19 protein-coding genes are annotated in these 16449 nt (G+C 65.9%); 10 read left to right on the top strand and 9 right to left on the bottom strand.

Features of this window, described 5'->3' with window-relative positions; translation table 11 throughout:
* Positions 1-43: 43 nt before the first annotated feature.
* The 7 genes from hemC (at position 44) to ppa (ending at position 5780) form a co-directional block, all read left to right on the top strand.
* Positions 44-1063: a hydroxymethylbilane synthase gene (gene hemC / locus GW587_RS06980; RefSeq protein WP_267878030.1), complete on the top strand. Its 1020-nt coding sequence runs from the start codon at positions 44-46 to the stop codon at positions 1061-1063.
* Positions 1064-1070: 7 nt separating this feature from the next.
* Positions 1071-1862: a uroporphyrinogen-III synthase gene (locus tag GW587_RS06975; RefSeq protein ID WP_166100309.1), complete on the top strand. Its 792-nt coding sequence runs from the start codon at positions 1071-1073 to the stop codon at positions 1860-1862.
* Entirely contained in the window at positions 1859-3007 is a 1149-nt protein-coding gene (locus GW587_RS06970) for a uroporphyrinogen-III C-methyltransferase (RefSeq protein ID WP_166100306.1), read from the top strand. Before GW587_RS06975 ends, GW587_RS06970 begins: the two co-directional genes overlap by 4 nt.
* A gap of 2 nt (positions 3008-3009) precedes the next feature.
* Positions 3010-4206, top strand: a complete 1197-nt coding sequence (locus GW587_RS06965) for a heme biosynthesis protein HemY (RefSeq protein WP_166100305.1) — start codon at positions 3010-3012, stop codon at positions 4204-4206.
* Positions 4207-4299: 93 nt separating this feature from the next.
* Positions 4300-4665 (top strand): hypothetical protein, encoded by a 366-nt coding sequence (locus GW587_RS06960; RefSeq protein ID WP_166100302.1) that lies wholly within the window; start codon positions 4300-4302, stop codon positions 4663-4665.
* A gap of 118 nt (positions 4666-4783) precedes the next feature.
* Complete coding sequence (locus GW587_RS06955) at positions 4784-5146, top strand: hypothetical protein (protein ID WP_166100300.1); 363 nt, start codon at positions 4784-4786, stop codon at positions 5144-5146.
* Between the two features lie 91 nt (positions 5147-5237).
* The gene (gene ppa, locus GW587_RS06950; RefSeq protein ID WP_166100297.1) at positions 5238-5780 is read left to right on the top strand and encodes an inorganic diphosphatase; all 543 of its coding nucleotides are present in this window, start codon (positions 5238-5240) and stop codon (positions 5778-5780) included.
* A gap of 41 nt (positions 5781-5821) precedes the next feature.
* On the opposite strand, the gene GW587_RS06945 is transcribed toward ppa, so the two are convergent.
* From GW587_RS06945 to GW587_RS06930, 4 genes are all read right to left on the bottom strand, one after another.
* Positions 5822-6463: a Crp/Fnr family transcriptional regulator gene (locus GW587_RS06945; protein ID WP_166100294.1), complete on the bottom strand. Its 642-nt coding sequence runs from the start codon at positions 6461-6463 to the stop codon at positions 5822-5824.
* 178 nt (positions 6464-6641) lie between these two features.
* Positions 6642-7454, bottom strand: a complete 813-nt coding sequence (locus GW587_RS06940; protein WP_166100291.1) for an MBL fold metallo-hydrolase — start codon at positions 7452-7454, stop codon at positions 6642-6644.
* Positions 7455-7534: 80 nt separating this feature from the next.
* Complete coding sequence (gene wrbA, locus GW587_RS06935) at positions 7535-8134, bottom strand: NAD(P)H:quinone oxidoreductase (protein ID WP_166100288.1); 600 nt, start codon at positions 8132-8134, stop codon at positions 7535-7537.
* An 88-nt stretch (positions 8135-8222) separates the two neighbouring features.
* Positions 8223-9197: a TIGR03571 family LLM class oxidoreductase gene (locus GW587_RS06930; protein ID WP_166100285.1), complete on the bottom strand. Its 975-nt coding sequence runs from the start codon at positions 9195-9197 to the stop codon at positions 8223-8225.
* A 77-nt stretch (positions 9198-9274) separates the two neighbouring features.
* Here GW587_RS06930 and GW587_RS06925 point away from each other — a divergent pair, with 77 nt between their 5' ends.
* The gene (locus GW587_RS06925; RefSeq protein WP_166100282.1) at positions 9275-9838 is read left to right on the top strand and encodes a TetR/AcrR family transcriptional regulator; all 564 of its coding nucleotides are present in this window, start codon (positions 9275-9277) and stop codon (positions 9836-9838) included.
* A gap of 3 nt (positions 9839-9841) precedes the next feature.
* On the opposite strand, the gene GW587_RS06920 is transcribed toward GW587_RS06925, so the two are convergent.
* Together GW587_RS06920 and clpP are read right to left on the bottom strand one after the other, a co-directional pair.
* Positions 9842-11248, bottom strand: coding sequence for an amidase (locus GW587_RS06920; RefSeq protein WP_166100280.1), 1407 nt, complete (start codon positions 11246-11248; stop codon positions 9842-9844).
* Positions 11249-11339: 91 nt separating this feature from the next.
* Positions 11340-11948, bottom strand: a complete 609-nt coding sequence (clpP, locus tag GW587_RS06915) for an ATP-dependent Clp endopeptidase proteolytic subunit ClpP (protein WP_166100277.1) — start codon at positions 11946-11948, stop codon at positions 11340-11342.
* Between the two features lie 148 nt (positions 11949-12096).
* Here clpP and GW587_RS31605 point away from each other — a divergent pair, with 148 nt between their 5' ends.
* Positions 12097-12900, top strand: a complete 804-nt coding sequence (locus tag GW587_RS31605) for a sigma-70 family RNA polymerase sigma factor (protein WP_166100274.1) — start codon at positions 12097-12099, stop codon at positions 12898-12900.
* Positions 12901-12904: 4 nt separating this feature from the next.
* Here the strand turns inward: GW587_RS31605 and GW587_RS06905 are convergent, their stop codons facing one another.
* Both GW587_RS06905 and GW587_RS06900 read right to left on the bottom strand, forming a co-directional pair.
* On the bottom strand, positions 12905-13531 hold the full coding sequence (locus GW587_RS06905) for a LysE family translocator (protein ID WP_166100271.1): 627 nt from the start codon (positions 13529-13531) through the stop codon (positions 12905-12907).
* 49 nt (positions 13532-13580) lie between these two features.
* Positions 13581-14453: a LysR substrate-binding domain-containing protein gene (locus GW587_RS06900; RefSeq protein WP_166100269.1), complete on the bottom strand. Its 873-nt coding sequence runs from the start codon at positions 14451-14453 to the stop codon at positions 13581-13583.
* Between the two features lie 97 nt (positions 14454-14550).
* Here GW587_RS06900 and GW587_RS06895 point away from each other — a divergent pair, with 97 nt between their 5' ends.
* Positions 14551-15285 (top strand): sulfite exporter TauE/SafE family protein, encoded by a 735-nt coding sequence (locus tag GW587_RS06895; protein ID WP_166100266.1) that lies wholly within the window; start codon positions 14551-14553, stop codon positions 15283-15285.
* On the opposite strand, the gene GW587_RS06890 is transcribed toward GW587_RS06895, so the two are convergent.
* Positions 15269-16399 carry a GNAT family N-acetyltransferase gene (locus GW587_RS06890; protein ID WP_166100264.1) on the bottom strand — a complete coding sequence of 377 codons (1131 nt, stop codon included), beginning with the start codon at positions 16397-16399 and terminating at the stop codon, positions 15269-15271. The genes GW587_RS06895 and GW587_RS06890 overlap by 17 nt on opposite strands.
* Between the last annotated feature and the right edge of the window lie 50 nt (positions 16400-16449).

Here is a 16449-nt window from a genome sequence, read left to right as displayed (position 1 = left end):
TGGCCTGCGCCGGTGAGCGTCAGCTACAGCGAAAGAACTGGTTTTGAAAATATCGGAATTACTACAAAATCCTCCGTCCACGTTGGTGATCGCTTCGCGTGAAAGCCGCCTCGCCATGTGGCAGGCCGAGCATGTGCGCGCCCGCTTGACATTATTATATCCGCAGTGCGATGTCAAAATTGTAGGAATGTCGACAAAAGGCGATCAAATTCTGGATCGCACGCTGTCCAAGGTAGGCGGCAAGGGGCTGTTTGTCAAAGAACTGGAAGTGGCCATGGCCGAGGGCCGCGCCGACCTGGCCGTGCACTCGCTCAAGGACGTGCCGATGGAGTTGCCGGAAGGCTTCGCGCTGGCCGCCGTGCTGGAACGCGAGGACCCGCGCGACGCCTTCGTCTCCAACGATTACGCCGCGCTCGACGAGTTGCCGGCCGGCGCCGTGGTCGGCACCAGCAGCCTGCGCCGCCAGGCGCTGATCGCGGCGCGCTATCCGCATCTGGTCATCAAGCCGCTGCGCGGCAATCTCGACACCCGTCTCGGCAAGCTCGATCGCGGCGACTACGCGGCCATCATCCTGGCCGCCGCCGGCCTGATCCGCCTCGGCCTGCCGGAGCGCATCCGCGCCTATCTCGATCCGGCCAGCAGCCTGCCGGCGGCGGGGCAGGGCGCGATGGCGGTTGAAATCGCGCTGCGCGACGACGGCGTCGATCTGATGGCGATCCTGGCGCCGCTGAACCATGAAGCCACGTGGCAAGCGGTCACCGCCGAGCGCAAGGTGTCGAAGGTGTTCGGCGGCAGCTGCCAGGTGCCGCTGGCGGCGTTCGCCACGGTCGACGCCGGGCAGATGCATCTGCGCGCGATGGTCGCCACGCCGGACGGCCTGCGCATGGCCAGCGCCGAAGTCAGCGGCCCGGCCGCCGAGCCGGAAGCGCTGGGCGAGCAGGTGGCCGAGCTGCTGCGCGCGCAGGACGCGGTCGATATCCTGGCCTCCTGCCTGAGCGAGGCGGCGCAGGCCGACGCCGACGCCCGTTCGGCCACGCTGGCCGAGCCGCCCGCGGCCGCCTGACCCGAGGATGACCGGCGCCGTCGTCATCACCCGTCCACTGGCGCAGGCCCGGCCGCTGGCGGCCCGCGTCGCCGCGCTGGGCCGTGAGGTGGAACTGTTGCCGCTGCTGGAAATCGCGCCGCTGCGGGACACCGCGCCGTTGCTGGCGGCGCTGGCCAGGCTGGCGGATTACTCGATGGTCGCCTTCGTCTCGCCCAACGCCATCGACGCCGCGTTCGCACACATCCGGCAGTGGCCGGCCGGCGTCAAGCTGGCGGTGCTGGGCGAGGGCAGCCGCGCCGCGCTGGCGGCGCACGGTGTCACGCCGGACACGGTCGACATCGTCAGTCCGGCCGACAGCGCCCACAGCGATTCAGAACACCTGCTGCAAACGCTGGACCTGGCCGCGCTGGCCGGCCGCCCGGTGCTGATCATCCGCGGCGAAAGCGGACGCGAGCTGATGGCCGACGGCCTGCGCGCGGCCGGAGCGGTGGTCGATGTGGTGCCGGCCTATCGCCGTTCGGTGCCGCCGCTGACGCCGGCGCTGGCGGCCACGCTGCGGCGTCTGCTGGCGCGGCAGAACGACTGGATCGTCACCAGCTCCGAAGCGCTGCGCGGCCTGTGCGATTTACTGGCCAAATTGGATATTGAGCATCCCGATCCATTGCAACAGAATAGCGTTGTATTGATGCAACAACAGCATTTGATCGTTCCGCATACCCGAATTGCCGAAACGGCAAATAATTTAGGATTTTCCAGACTGACGCTCACAGGATCAGGCGACGAACGCCTGCTGGCCGCGTTACAATCACGCCTATGAACGATTTGCCTACATTACCCGATCCCGTCGTCTCGACCGCCAAGGCCACCGAGACCCCGCCTGCGCCGCCGTCGTCGCAGCCTGAGCCAAGCTTGTTAGAGACCTTGCAACAGCCGCAAATGCTGATGATCGGCATTCTGGTGCTGACGATCCTGCTGGCCGGCCAGACCTGGTCGTCGCACGCGCGCGTCAACAAACTGCGCGAAGAGATGGCGCTGCGGCTGCAAAAAGGCGATGCAGTCAACGCCGAAACCGGCTCGCTGGCGCGCTCGGTGCAGGAAAACACCAAGGAGCTGCAAGCCAAGGTCGCGCTGTTGGAGAGCAAGCAGCAGGAGGCGCAGAGCCAGCAACTGGCGCTGGAGCAGCTGTATCAGGATCTGTCGAAGAACCGCGACGAGTGGGCGCTGACCGAGATCGAACAAGTGCTGTCGACCGCGTCGCAGCAGCTGCAACTGGCCGGCAACGTGCCGGGCGCGCTGATCGCGCTGCAAAACGCCGACCGCAGCCTGTCGCGTTCGGACAAGCCGCAATTCATCACCATCCGCCGCGCCATCGGCCGCGACACGGAAAAACTCAAGGCCCTGCCGAGCGTCGACTCGGTCGGCGTGGCGCTGCGCCTGGACAGTGCGATCGCGCAGATCGACCTGCTGCCGATGCTGTCGGACGAAAAGCCGACGCTGCCGGCGCCGCCTGAGAAGAAAACCAAGGCCAAGGCCGGCGGCAAGGATAGCAAGCCCGCGCCGGCCCCGGCGCCGACCAGCCCGTGGCTGCAGGCGGTGCAGGACACCTGGAACGGCTGGAGCGGCGAGATGTGGACCGACGTGCGTCAACTGATCCGCGTGCGCAGCGTGGAGACGCCGGACGCGCTGATGCTGTCGCCGACGCAGTCCTATTTCCTGCGCGAGAACCTCAAGCTGCGCTTGCTGAACGCGCGCATGGCGCTGTTGTCGCGCAATGAGACGGCGTTCCGCGCCGACCTGATCGCGGCGCAGGAAGCGCTGGTCAAATACTTCGACACCCGCGCCAAGTCCACCCAGACCGTGCAGGCGCTGCTGCGCCAGGTCCAGAGCAGCAATCTCGCGATCGAGATGCCGACCCTGTCCGACAGCCTGAACGCTGTGCGCAACTACAAAGCGAAGCCCTAGTCATGCGTTTATTTCTCTGGATAGTCGCATTGATGGCCGCCGCCATCGGCATCGCCGTGACGGCGCGTTTTAATCCGGGCAATGTGGTGCTGTTCTACCCGCCGCACCGGATCGACCTGTCGCTGAACTTCTTCGTGGTGCTGCTGGCGGCGCTGTTCGTGTTCCTGTACATCCTGATCCGCGCCTTCCGCGCCACGGTCAAGATGCCGGGCAAGGTCGCCGCGTATCGCCAGCAGAAGCGCGAGCGCGACGGCAACAAGGGTCTGCGCGAAGCGCTGAAGGCCTTGTTCGAAGGCCGCTTCGGCCACGCCGAAAAAGCCGCGATGCGCGCCGCCGAATTGCAGGAAAACGCCGGCGTCGCCGCGCTGATCGGCGCCCGCGCCGCGCACCGCATGCGCCAGGGTCCGCGCCGCGACAACTGGCTGGCGCGCATCAGCGACGACAACGTCATGAAGACCGCGCGCCTGATGACGATGACCGAATTGCTGGTCGACGACCACCAGCCGGAAGCGGCGCTGGAGGCGGTGCGCGAGCTCAACACCAGCGGCACGCGCCATATCCATGCCTTGCAGATGTCGCTGAAGGCGCAGCAGCAGGCCAAGAACTGGCCGGAAGTGCTGCGCCTGGTGCGTTCGCTGGACAAGCACCGCGCGCTGCATCCGGCGCTGTCGTCGCGGCTGCGCGAGCTGGCCTACGACGACATGCTGTCCGACGGCACGCATGACGCCGAATCGCTGTTGCGGGTCTGGTCGACGGTGCCGAACGCCGATCGCATCAAGCCCTACGTCGCCTGCCGCGCCGCCACCGCCCTCAACGCGCGCGGCCTGCACGACGAAGCGCGGCTGGTGGCGGAGGAATCGCTGGCCGCCGACTGGGACGACCGCGTGGTGCGCGCCTACCGCGAGGCCGCGGCGCCGGCCGGCTCGGCCGCGCTGCTGATGCAGATCGAACATTGCGAGAAGTGGATGCACACCCGTCCGACCGACGCCGAGCTGGCGTTGACGCTGGGTTCGCTGTGCCTGAAGCAGAAGTTGTGGGGCAAGGCCCAGCGCTTCCTGGAGCAGGCCTTGTCGGACGCGTCCGATCCGCGCATGGTGCGCGAATCGCACCTGAAGCTGGCGCAGATGCACGAAGCGCTGGGGCAACAGGAAGAAGCGGCCAACCACTACCGCCAGTGCGCGCTGGCGACGATCCTCTAGCTCCGCGCTGACCCGCCGACGGCTTGAATTCCTACTTGCCGGCTGACATGGACGTGAAACAATCGATACTTACCAAGCATCGGGAGTTCGATCATGAAAGCCTCAGTCATCAAGACCATCGGCGTGGCGGCAATTTGTCTCGCCGCCAGCCTCAGCCAGGCGCAGGAGAAGCCGGCGGCTTCCAAAGCGGAGGCACAACCGACCGGCACCACCGGCGCCACGGCGTTCCAGCCCACCGGTTCCGGCAAGGCTGAAGCGGAGGCGGGGTCCGCGCAAAACGGCAACGCCGGCATGAAGGAGCAGGCCAAGCCCGGCTTCGACAACAAGCCGCCCAAAGGCGCCAAGGCTAACTGCCATCGTCCCCAAGGCGGCGTCGACGCCAGCGGCGGCGAGAACATCGCCTCATCCAGCAAAGACAATACCGCGTGCACCGGCAAAGCCGACAAGAAGTCCAAGTAATTGCCGGTTTCCAGCCTCGGGGTCAGTTGTAGCTATGCCTTCAGGCGGGGTAACTCCCGCTTGACGGATGCGGCCGCATGGAACAATCTGCCTTTACCAGCTTATCGGGAGGAAGATCATGAATGCTCCGTTGATCAAGGCCGTCGCAGCGGCCGCGCTGTGCCTTGCGGCCACCGCCGCCCCGGCGCAAGCGCCGCCCAAGGAGGTGGTGCATCCGACCGGCACCACCGGCGCGACGGCGTTCCAGCCGGACGGCTCGGGCAAGGCAGAGGCGGAGGCGGGCTCCCGGCAACTCGGTAACGCCGGCATGCAGCCGCCGGAGCGGCCCGGCTTCGACAACAAGCCTCCCAAGGGCGCCAAAGCCGATTGCCTGCGTCCGGAGGGCGGAGTGGACGCCAGCGGCGGTGAAAACATCCAGACCGCCAGCAAAGACAACACCACCTGCACCGGCAATTCCGACAAAAAAACCAGGCGCGATTAGCCGCACGCCGGTGTGGTGCGCTGCACAAGCCGGCTGGACTTCGCTATAATTGCGCGGTTAAACATTCGACAGCACCCCACAAGGAAACCCCATGAGCTTGAACAAAGTGTCTTCCGGTAAAGATTTGCCTAACGATTTCAACGTGATCATCGAAATCCCGATGAACGCCGATCCGATCAAGTATGAAGTTGACAAGGAATCGGGCGCGATCTTCGTCGATCGTTTCATGGGTACCGCGATGCACTACCCATGCAACTACGGCTACGTACCGAACACCCTGTCCGACGACGGCGACCCGGTCGACGTGCTGGTCATCACCCCGTTCCCGCTGATCCCGGGCGTGGTGGTGCGCTGCCGTCCTATCGGCGTGCTGAAGATGACCGACGAATCCGGTGAAGACGCCAAAGTCCTGGCCGTACCAGTCGACAAAGTTCTGTCGATCTACAGCCACTGGCAGAAGCCGGAAGACCTGAACGAACTGCGCCTGCGCCAGATCCAGCACTTCTTCGAGCACTACAAAGACCTGGAAAAAGGCAAATGGGTCAAGATCGACGGCTGGTACGGCCCGGAAGAAGCGAAGAAGGAAATCCTGAGCGGCGTCGCCGCCTACAACAAGGAAGCTCCGGCCGCGTAAGTATCGCGCCGGAAAGCAGAAACGCCCCGAGGGGCGTTTTTTTATGCCTCGCGCGGTTCGCCCGACGCCGCTTCGGCCTCGCGCCGCAAGCGCGACATGTATTGCGGCGTGATGCCCAGGTACGAGGCGATGGCGCGCTGCGAGATGCGCGCCTCCAGTCCCGGATACTCTTCGCGGAACGCCGCCAGCCGCTCGTGCGCCGAGGTCTCGCCGTTGGTGTAGGCGCGCTGCGCCAGACTCTGCAAGCCGTGCAGGGCGATATTCAGATGGTAGTGCTGCATCACCGGATGCTGCGCGCGCAGGTCGCAGGTCAGTTTCCAATCCAGCGTGAAGCCATGGATCGGCGTCTCGGCGACCAGGAACTGCACCGACGGCAGCCCGGTCTCACCGTTGATCAGATCGGTCAGCGTGGTGGCCGACTCGCCCTCGCGGTAAAAACGCAGCGTCACCTCGACGCCGTCGCGATTGAAGAAACCGCTGCGCGCCACGCCGCTGGACAGCCAATGCACCTGCGTCGCCGGCACGCCGGCCCGCTGCAGATACTCGCCCTTGCGGACGTGGAAAGGCCGGGCGATGGTCGCCAGCAGATCGGTAACGGCGGTGTACGACTCTTCGCTCACGTCGATGCGCCGGGTGGTGGCGGATTTGAAGCGGCTGCGTTGTTTGATAAAGTCTGAATTCATGCTTTGATTGTCACGTTCCTACAAAACCGCTCAAGGGGCATAGAGTATAGCCCGATTGAAATTGCTGTGAAGCAAACTGGTTTCATCCGACGTCAGATAGTTGACACGGATGTCATTTTACCCGCCATCACGAATCTGCGCTGAAAGCGATGCGGGCAAGCAAGGAACGTGAAGGGGTTTAGCGGGGTAGCGCGATGACCTCGCCGAGGCCGGAGTGATCGTGGCGCTTGCCGAAGACGCGCTCCAGCTCCACCTGCGCGAACTCGCCGGTGCAGTGGCCGGCGGCGACGCGCTCGATATGCCAGCGGTTCTGGAAGTTGTCGACCACCTCGGTCACCTGCTGGTCGCTCTTGTCGACCAGGTGCAGGCCGCCGACGATGGTGTAGATGCGCGGCTCGAACTGCGCCGCCGCTTCGAGGATTTTCTCGATGCCCGGATGCGAGCAGCCCACGATCAGCGCCAGGCCCTGCGGCGTCCTGATCGCCAGCGACAGTTCGTTCAGCTCCAGCGTGCCCTTGGCGTCGGACACGGTGCGCACCAGGAACAGCCCCGGCGCGATCTCCACCGATTTATCGATCAGCGTGAACTTGGTGCCGGGCCACGGCGAATCGATGGTCAGGTTTTCCGGCGGCTTGCCGTTGAAGTAGCGCAGGTCCGGCGTGATGCCGGGCGCGTTGCGCAACAGCGCCTTGGCCGCCGGTGGCGAGGGTGGCGTGCCGAAGGAGCCGGTCTCCAGCGGCGCGTAGATCTTCACCTTGGGATTTTGCTCCAGCACATAGGCCAGCCCGCCGGTGTGGTCGCCGTGGCGATGCGAGATCACCACGAAGTCCAGCGTTTTCAGGTCGATCTTCAGCTTGCGCACATTGTCGGCGAAGGTCTGGTATTGGCCGCCGGCGTCGAACAGGATGCGCTTGCCACCGTATTCGACCAGCGCCGAATATCCCCAGCCGCGTTCCAGTTCGGAAGCCTTGCCGAACGCGTCGTAGATCACGGTGACGCGGGCCGGCGCCTCCTCGGCACGAGCGATGCTCTATTTCCGCATACCGTTATCGGTTTTTTGCCGCAGCTGGATCAGCCGAACAGCTTGATCGTGGTCTTGCCGACCAGTTCCCCCTGATGGCGGGCGCCGCCGAGGTCGATCTCGCTGGGCTGGCGCTGGCCGCTGCCGCCGGCGATGGTGGTCGCGCCGTATGGACTGCCGCCGACGATTTCATCGAGCGACATCTGACCCTGGTAGCTGTACGGCAGACCAACGATGGTCATGCCGAAGTGCAGCAGGTTGGCGATGATCGAAAACAAGGTCGCCTCCTGCCCGCCGTGCTGGGTGGCGGTCGAGGTGAAGGCGCCGCCGACCTTGCCGTTCAGCGCGCCGCGCATCCACAGGCCGCCCGCCTGATCCAGAAACGCCGCCATCTGCGACGGCATGCGGCCGAAGCGGGTCGGCGCGCCGATGATGATGGCGTCATAGTCGGCCAGTTCCTCCACCTTGGCGATCGGCGCGCTTTGATCCAGTTTGAAGTGCGCGCTTTTCGCGACTTCCTCGGGTGCGGTTTCCGGCACGCGCTTGATGTCCACCGTGGCGCCGGCCGCGCGCACGCCTTCGGCCATCGCCCCGGCCATGGATTCGATATGCCCGTAGGACGAGTAGTACAACACCAGAACTTTTGCCATGACCATCTCCACATGTCGTCGATGAAAAAAACAGGCCAACGCGCATCAGGATAGGGGATTCGGGCAGCTGCGTCCTCTCGCCTATGGCCTAGTTTTCGCGGAATCGGCGTTCGCCGGGCAGCAGCGGAATCACGTGCTCGCCGATTTCTTCGAGCACGCTGCGCACCGGCCTCGGCCCCGCGCTGACGTTGATGATCACATGGGCCACGCCCATCGGCGCCAGCCGCCGCAGATACTCGATCAGCGCGCTGCGTCCGCCGCGCAGGCCGAGCGGGATCGCTTGCGCCGCCGCGCCGGGATCTTCAAGCAGGTCCAGATTCAACGATTGCAGGAAGGGCTTGGCGACGCCGTTGCCGCGCTCGGCCAGGGCCTGCTGCCATAAGCCGATGCGTCCCGCCTGGCGTTCCTCTTCGCGATGGTACGAGGCCCAGCCGTCGGCGTTGGCGGCGATCCACTGCAGCGACTGGCGCGAGGTGCCGACGCCGATCATCGGGATCCGCGTGCCTGCGCGCGGCAGGATCTCGTGGCCGTTCGTATGCGCCAGCAGCGCCGCATGGGCCTCGGCGTCCGGGCTCAGCGCGGCGCGCACGATGTGCCAGGCGTCGCGGTACAGCGTGGCGGAATCGGCGACGTCCTTGCCGAAGGCGGCGAATTCGGCCGGCCGGTCGCCCGATCCCAGTCCCAGGATGAACCGTCCGCCCGAGATGCGGTCCAGCGACAGCGCGGCTTTCGCCAGGTGCAAAGGATGCCGCAACGGCAGCACCGCCGCCGCCGTGCCGATGGCGATGCGCTCGGTCGCGCCGGCCAGCATCGCCAGCCAGACGAACGGATCGTCCAGCGCGCTAACGTTGCCCTCCTGCTCGATCATCAAGGGCACGTCGCGGGTCCACAGCGCCGCGAAGCCTTGCGCCTCGGCGATGCGCGCCAGCGCCTGCGCCTGCCCGGGATCGGCGGGCGCGGCGGCCGGCATCGGCGCCGGCGTCATCAGCCCCAGCGTCAGGCCGGATTGCAATACGTCGGCATAGGCGCGGTTGAAGCCTGGGGCAACGGCAAGCTGGTTCATGGGCAGTCCTTTCGTGGTACACTTTTTCTATCTGCCGGATGGTAGAAATTATGCGAAACTTTAAATGAGGTAATACGATGAGCCCGAACGCGAGAGAAGCCATCCTGGCCGCCGCCAAGACCACCGCCCAAGCGCGTGGCTACAACGGCTTGAATTTCCGTGAACTGGCGGCCGAGGTGGGCATCAAGGGTGCGAGCATCTATTACCACTTCCCGAGCAAAGCCGATCTGGGCGTCGCCGTGGCGCGGCGCTACTGGGAGGACGCGGCGGCGGTCTTGGAGGAAATCTCCGCCGCCAACCCGGACCCGGCCAGCTGCCTGCGCCAGTTCCCGGCGACGTTCCGCAAAGCGCTGGAGAATGATAACCGCATCTGCCTGTGCAGTTTCATGGCCGCCGAATATGACGAGCTGCCCGACGCGGTGAAGCAGGAAGTGCAGACCTTCGCCGACGTGAACGTGGCCTGGCTGAGTAAGGTCCTGTCCACGCCCGGCATCATCGGCGCCAAGGAAAGCGAAGCGCGCGCCCGCGCCATCTTCGCCGCCGTCGCCGGCGCGCAATTGATGGCGCGCAGCCGCGCCGACATCGCGCTGTACGACGCGCTCATCGACAACTATCGCGCGGCGGGGCTGTTGCCGGCCTGATCCTTAGATATTCGGACGCAGGTCGCGCACCGGACTGGCGGCCTCCAGCAACGCGGCCAGATGCAGGATGGTCGATTCGGCGAACCATTTCGACACCAGCTGCACCCCGATCGGCAGCCCGTCGCGGCTGGTGCCGAAGCGGATCGACAACGCCGGCAGGCCGGTTACGTTGAACGGCACCGTGGCGGCCATGACCTGCAGCGCCGAGACGGACTGGCCGTTGATGACGATTTCCGACAAGCCATGCGCGTGCGCCGGAATCGGCAGCACCGGGCAGAGCAGGGCGTCGTAGCGCTGGAAGTATTCCGCGAAGCCATCCCGCAAGCGGTCGGTCGCCTGCTCGGCGTCGAGGAAGTCGGCCATCGGGGTGTCGGGCGTGGCCAGCATATCCCTGGAAATCCGGAACATCTGGTCTTCGTGGCCGGCGGTCGCTTCGCGGAACGCCGGTTTCATCTCCATCACATGCACCCGCTTGAACACCTCCAGGCTATTGTCCCGCTCCAGCGCCGGGATGCGTACCGGCTCCACGATGACGCCAGCGCCATGCAGCGCCTCGGCCGCCGCCTGCACGGTGGCCGCGACTTCGGGGTCGATCGGCCCGAAGCCGGGCTCGACCAGCCAGCCCACGCGCAGCGGCCGGTCCGGCGCCGCGCCGACGCCGGCGTCGAAGGATAGCGGACTGGTGGAGTATCCATCGGCGCCGTCCGGCCCGGCGAGCAGCGAATAGGCCAGGGCGATATCGCGCACGCTGCGGGCCATCGGGCCGACGTGCCAGTAGCGGCGGGGCGCCCGCGACCAGACTCCGGTCATCGGTATGCGGCCGTGCGTGGCCTTCAGGCCGATGATGCCGGTCTGCGCGGCCGGGCCGCGTATCGAGATCGCGAGGTCGCTGCCCAGACCGAATGGCGACAGTCCGGCGGCGATGGCCGCCGACTCGCCGCCGCTCGAACCGCCGGGCGTGCGGTCGAGATTCCATGGATTGTTCGACCTGCCACTAAGTAGGTTGTCGGTTTCAGTCGAATACGAGAATTCCGGCAGATTGGTCTTCGCCAGCAGGATCGCGCCGGCGTTCCGAAGGCGCGCGACGCTGGTGGCGTCGGCGTCCGGGATGCGGCCACGGAAGATCGGGGAGCCGCGTTGCGTCAGGACGCCTGCGGTGTCGATCGAATCCTTGGCCGTGAACGGCACGCCGTGCAGCGGGCCCAGTTCGGCGCCCGACATCAACGCCGCCTCCGCCGCGCGCGCTGCGGCAAGGGCGCCGTCCGCCACCGCGACGATCGCGTTCAGCTTGGGATCGACCGCCGCGATGCGGTCGAGGTGGGCCTGCATGACTTCAACCGGGGATAGCTCGCGCTTGCGGATCAGCTCGGCCAGTTTGGTGGCGTCGTAAAAAATGATGTCGTTACTCATGGAAACCTCTCAATTAGTCAGTTTTAGAAAACTACCTGTCACTTGGTAGGTTGGAGTATAGCGGCTGTCTATCCTTTGTCAACACTAATTTTTACGCTTCGCGGGTGGTCAGCACGCGGTCGATCAGGCCGTATTCGACGCCTTGGCTGGCGGACATGAAGTGATCGCGGTCCATGTCCTGTTCGATCCGCGCCAGCGTCTGGCCGCTGCGTTCGGCGTACAGGGTGTTGAGGCGGTGGCGCAGGTACAGCACCTCGCGCGCCTGGATTTCGATGTCGGCCGCCTTGCCCTGGGCGCCGCCGTGCGGCTGGTGGATCATCAGGCGGGCGTTGGGCAGGGCGTAGCGCTTGCCGGCCGCGCCGGCCGCCAGCAGGAAGGAACCCATGCTGGCGGCGAGGCCGGTGCACAACGTCGACACGTCCGGCTTGATGAATTGCATCGTGTCGTAGACCGCCAGCCCGGCGTACACCGAGCCACCCGGCGAATTGATGTACAGTGAAATATCCTTGTCGGGATTTTCGGATTCCAGGAACAGCATCTGCGCGACGATCAGGTTGGCCGATTGTTCGGTCACTTCGCCGACCAGGAAAATCACGCGCTCTTTCAGCAGGCGCGAGTAAATATCGAAGGCGCGTTCGCCGCGCGCGGTCTGTTCGATGACGGTGGGGACCAGGCCCAGTCCCATTGGATTCGAAGTCATGCTTGTCCTTGTCGGTTGATGGAGATATTTCCATCCGCATGACGTTTGCGAGGCGGCGCCGTGTGACAATAAAAAAATATTTCGCCGGCGTGTCACATCCGCGCGGCGCCCAGCGTCAAGTGGCACCAGCACCCATAGGAGATTCGCGATGCCGCACACCACCGATACCGACGGCGCCTTGTTCGAACGGCTGCGCCCTCGCCTGAAGGCGATCAGCTGCCGCATCGTCGGCAGCGAGGCGGAGGCCGAGGACGTCGTGCAGGACTGTTTTTTGAAGTGGCAATCCGCCGATCAGGCGGCGCTGACAACGCCGGCGGCCTGGCTGACCACGGTGGTGCAGCATCAGTCGGTCGATCGTCTGCGCAGACGCGCCCGCGATGCGCTGGCGGCGCGGACCGCGATGGAGTTGGCGCCCGAGCTGTCGCCCGCACCGCCGGAGCAGGGTTTGCTGCGGCGTGGCGAGTTGGGCGAGGGGCTGGCGCGTTTGCTGGCGTGCCTGTCACCGGCCGAGCGGCTGGCGCTGGTGCTGCATGACGTTTTCGAATTTGAACATGCCGAAGTCGCCAAGGCGCTCGGCACCAGCAGCGTGAACGCGCGTCAATACCTGGCGCGTGCCCGGCGCCGACTGCGCCAGCACGAGACCGGCGCCAAGGGCGATGCCGCCGCCGCCAAGGCCGACGCCGGTGCGGGCGCCAAAGCCCACGCCGCGTCCGCCGCCGCCGGCGTTGCTTCCGCCTCCGCCGAGACGCCGCTGAGCGAGAAGCTGTGCCGTGACCGCCTGCGCCGCTTCCAGGCCGCCATCAATGGCCTGGACCTGGCGGCGATGCTGACGCTGCTTGCCGATGAGCAGCCGATGTCGGTGGTTGCCGCGCCGCGCGTCCCGCCCCGTCTGCGGATCCGCGCCGGCGCCTGCGCCAACGACGCGTGGTATCGCGTGGTACTGGCCGCGTAGGTATTCAGCGCGACTGTGTCGCCACCTTCAATCCCAGCGAAATGAAGATCCCGCCGATCATTTTGTTTTGCCAACGTGCCAGCCATCCAAGCCGCTTGACCAACCTGCCGAGCGGACGAATGGCCAGCACGATCAAGGTGGTGTACGCCGCGCTCATCGCGACGAAAATCAGGCCCAGCACGGCGAATTGCAGGAAGCTCGACCCCTGTTGCGGATGGACGAATTGCGGCAGGAAGGCAAGGAAGAACAAGGCCGTTTTCGGATTCAATAATTCGGCCGGGATCGCCAGCAGGAACGCCTTTCCGGCGCTGACCGGCGCCACCGTCGGCCGCGTCGGCGCCGCAGGCGGAGCGCGCAGCGCGGCGACGCCCAGGTAGATCAGATACGCCGCACCGGCGAACTTGACCACGTTGAACGCCAGCGCCGAGGTCATCAACAGCGCCGACAAGCCCGCCGCCGCGCACAGCGTGTGGATGAAATCCCCGGCCGCGATGCCAAGACCGGTAAGGATGCCGGTCCTCCTGCCGCCTTGCAGCGTTCGCGTGAAGACGAGCAGGACCGCCGGCCCGGGAATCAGGAACAGGCCAAGTACCACCAATATGAAGGTGGTGAGCGTTGCGACATCAAACATGTGCTTTCCTCGGTGTGTACGGAAAGACGAATATAGCAGGAAGCGCCGCTCAGGTTTGCAGCCAGTCCAGAAACGCTCTCAGGTGGGCCGGCTTGTCGGCGTCCAGCGGCACCAGCGCGTAATAGGTCGATCCGGGCGCGCGCAGCTCGGGGAACGGCGCCAGCAGCCGGCCGGCGGCGACGTCGCTGTCCAGCGTGGGGAAAGGGCCGATGCCGAAGCCGAGGCCGTCGATCACCGCCTGCAAGGTGACGAAGAAATGGTCGAAACGCGTGGTGCGGCGGGCGCGCATGGCCGGCATGCCGGCGACTTCCAGCCAGGCCTCCCAGTCGCCGGGCCGGGTTTCGGTCGCTAGCCAGGTGTGGTCCGCCAGTTGGGCCGCCGTCTTGGCGCCGGCCCGCTGCGACAGCTCCGGACTAGCAATCACCGTGTTCGATTCGCTGAACAACGGCCACGCCTGGAACTGGCCGCCGCCAGGCACATGCCGACGGATGGCGAGGTCGAAGCTGCCTTTGAAGCCGGGTTCGGTGGAGAGCACGGTCGATACGCGCACGTCGACGTCGGGGTTGGCCTCGGCGAACGACGCCAGCCGTGGAATCAGCCAGCGCATCGCCAGCGTCGCCGCCGCGCTGACGCGGATCACGTTGCGGTGCCTGCTCTTGCCGTAACGCTCGGCCGCGTCGGCGATGTGGTCGAAGGAGGCGCTAATCTCCCGCGCCAGCGCGCGTGCGTGCGGCGTCGCGGCCATGCTTTGCCCGTCGCGCGCGAACAGCGGCTGGCCGAGCCAATCCTCCAGGATCGCGATGTGCCGGCTGACCGCGCCGTGGGTCAGGTTCAGCTCGCGCGCGGCCGCCGAATAGCTGCCGGCGCGGGCGGCGACTTCGAACACGCGCAAGGCGTTCAACGGGGGTAGTTTTTGCCGCATATGTCAGCTTTTCGCACAGGTACTGTCAGTTATATTCGGTTGTGTGAGGATTTTATTCATCATACCCTGATGGCGATGGAACGACAGGGCGGTGGCGATGACTGATTTTCTGATTGTGCTGTGGGGCTTTGCGGCCGGCTTGTTGAGCGGGGTGGTCGGCACCGGATCGTCGATCGCGCTGATGCCGGTGCTGGTGGTCTGCTACGGTCCCCGGCAGGCGGTGCCGATCATGGCGATCGGCGCGGTGATGGGCAATCTGGGCAAGATCTTCGCGTGGTGGGATCGCCTGGACCTGCGCGCCTGCGGCGCCTACAGCAGCACCGCCGTGCCGGGCGCGGCGCTCGGCGTGCACACCCTGCTGACCTTGCCGGCACGGGTGGTCGATGTGTCGCTTGGCGTGTTCTTCCTCGCGATGATCCCGGCGCGCCGCTGGCTGGCGACGCGCGACGTCAAGTTCAGCCGCGCGCATCTGGCGCTGATCGGCGGCCCGGTCGGCTTTCTCACCGGCTTGGTGGTGTCCACCGGTCCGATCACGGTGCCGGTGTTCACCGCCTACGGGCTGGCGCATGGCGCCTTCCTCGGCACCGAGGCGGCGGGATCGCTGGCGGTCTACGGCACCAAGATCGTCGCCTTCCAGCAATTCGGCGCGCTGCCGGCCAGCGTCGTCATGCAGGGTTTGATGGTGGGTGCGGCGCTGATGATGGGCTCGATCTGCGCCCGGCCGGTGGTGGCGCGCATGACCGTATCGACTTTTCGCACGCTGGTCGATGGCCTGATGCTGGCGTCCGGCGGCTCGTTGCTTTGGGTGGCGTGCTTCAGCCGTTCGCCTTGAATGGCGCGTGGTCCGCCAGTTCATCGATGTAGTCGTCCATGGCGGCCGTTTCCTGTTGCAGGAAGTCGGCGATGGCGTCGGCGAAGCGGGGATCGGCGATCCAGTGCGCCGACCAGGTCGGGGTCGGCACCAGGCCGCGCGACATCTTGTGCACGCCCTGGGCGCCGCCCTCGAACTTCTCGATACCGTGGCGGATGCAGTATTCGATCGATTGCACGTAGCAGGTTTCGAAGTGCAGGCCGGAGACGAACTCGGTGGTGCCCCAGTAGCGGCCGTACATGACGTTGCCGCCGACCAGGTTCAGCGCCACCGCGACCGGTGCGCCGTCGCGCTCGGCCAGCACGATCATCAGGCTGTCCGGCGTTTGCGCCAGGATGCGTTCGAAGAACGCGTACGACAGATAGGGCTTGGAAAAATGCGCCTCATACGTCAGCACATAGCATTCATAGAAAAAGCGCAGCACGTCGCTGCTGATCTGCGTGCCGGCCAGGTGGCGGAAGCTGATGCCGGCGTCGAGCACGCGGCGCCGGTCCTGCTTGACCTTTTTGCGCTTCTCCATCTTCAGGCTGGCGAGGAAGGCATCGAAATCGGCGTAGCCGGCGTTCTCCCAGTGGAATTGCACGCCTTCGCGCAGCATGTAGCCGGCCTCGGCCAGCGCCTGGCGATCGCGCTCGCCGGGGAACAGCACGTGCAGCGACGAGGCATCCAGCTGCCGCGCCACCTGCACCGCCGCGCGCGCCAGCAGCACGCGGTCGGCGTCGTCGGCGGCCAGCAGGCGGTCGCCGGTCACCGGCGTGAACGGAATCGCCGACAGCAGCTTGGGGTAGTAGGCGATGCCGTGGCGGTGGAAGGCGTCGGCCCAGGCGTGGTCGAACACGTATTCGCCCCGGCTGTGCGCCTTCAGGTACAGCGGCATGGCGCCGACCAGCACCCCGGCGCGGCGCATCGTCAGGAAGCGCGGCGACCAGCCGGTGCGGTCGGAGGCGCAGCGGGTGTCGTGCAGCGTGTGCAGGAAGGTATGGCTCAGGGTCGGGTTGTCGCCGGCCAGCGCCTGCCATTCCTCCGGCGTCACGCTGTCCAGTGTATCGATGATCGTCAACTCCGCTTCCGCCACGCCCGCCTCCAGCCACTTGATGTAGCCGCAAGTCTAGCTTATCTGGCGAT

Source organism: Duganella aceris, from assembly GCF_011090165.1.
Lineage (GTDB): Bacteria > Pseudomonadota > Gammaproteobacteria > Burkholderiales > Burkholderiaceae_D > Rugamonas > Rugamonas aceris.
This window is presented reverse-complemented; position numbering and strand designations above follow the sequence as displayed.

Excerpts from the sequence above, each read along its gene's own strand:
- GW587_RS06955 (WP_166100300.1), top strand. The coding sequence starts at position 4,784 with ATGAATGCTCCGTTGATCAAGGCCGTCGCAGCGGCCGCGCTGTGCCTT.
- wrbA (WP_166100288.1), bottom strand. The coding sequence starts at position 8,134 with ATGGCAAAAGTTCTGGTGTTGTACTACTCGTCCTACGGGCATATCGAA.
- GW587_RS06905 (WP_166100271.1), bottom strand. The coding sequence starts at position 13,531 with ATGTTTGATGTCGCAACGCTCACCACCTTCATATTGGTGGTACTTGGC.
- GW587_RS06925 (WP_166100282.1), top strand. The coding sequence starts at position 9,275 with ATGAGCCCGAACGCGAGAGAAGCCATCCTGGCCGCCGCCAAGACCACC.
- GW587_RS06970 (WP_166100306.1), top strand. The coding sequence starts at position 1,859 with ATGAACGATTTGCCTACATTACCCGATCCCGTCGTCTCGACCGCCAAG.
- clpP (WP_166100277.1), bottom strand. The coding sequence starts at position 11,948 with ATGACTTCGAATCCAATGGGACTGGGCCTGGTCCCCACCGTCATCGAA.
- GW587_RS06965 (WP_166100305.1), top strand. The coding sequence starts at position 3,010 with ATGCGTTTATTTCTCTGGATAGTCGCATTGATGGCCGCCGCCATCGGC.
- GW587_RS06975 (WP_166100309.1), top strand. The coding sequence starts at position 1,071 with ATGACCGGCGCCGTCGTCATCACCCGTCCACTGGCGCAGGCCCGGCCG.
- ppa (WP_166100297.1), top strand. The coding sequence starts at position 5,238 with ATGAGCTTGAACAAAGTGTCTTCCGGTAAAGATTTGCCTAACGATTTC.
- GW587_RS06930 (WP_166100285.1), bottom strand. The coding sequence starts at position 9,197 with ATGAACCAGCTTGCCGTTGCCCCAGGCTTCAACCGCGCCTATGCCGAC.
- GW587_RS06895 (WP_166100266.1), top strand. The coding sequence starts at position 14,551 with ATGACTGATTTTCTGATTGTGCTGTGGGGCTTTGCGGCCGGCTTGTTG.
- GW587_RS06920 (WP_166100280.1), bottom strand. The coding sequence starts at position 11,248 with ATGAGTAACGACATCATTTTTTACGACGCCACCAAACTGGCCGAGCTG.
- GW587_RS31605 (WP_166100274.1), top strand. The coding sequence starts at position 12,097 with ATGCCGCACACCACCGATACCGACGGCGCCTTGTTCGAACGGCTGCGC.
- GW587_RS06945 (WP_166100294.1), bottom strand. The coding sequence starts at position 6,463 with ATGAATTCAGACTTTATCAAACAACGCAGCCGCTTCAAATCCGCCACC.
- GW587_RS06960 (WP_166100302.1), top strand. The coding sequence starts at position 4,300 with ATGAAAGCCTCAGTCATCAAGACCATCGGCGTGGCGGCAATTTGTCTC.
- GW587_RS06900 (WP_166100269.1), bottom strand. The coding sequence starts at position 14,453 with ATGCGGCAAAAACTACCCCCGTTGAACGCCTTGCGCGTGTTCGAAGTC.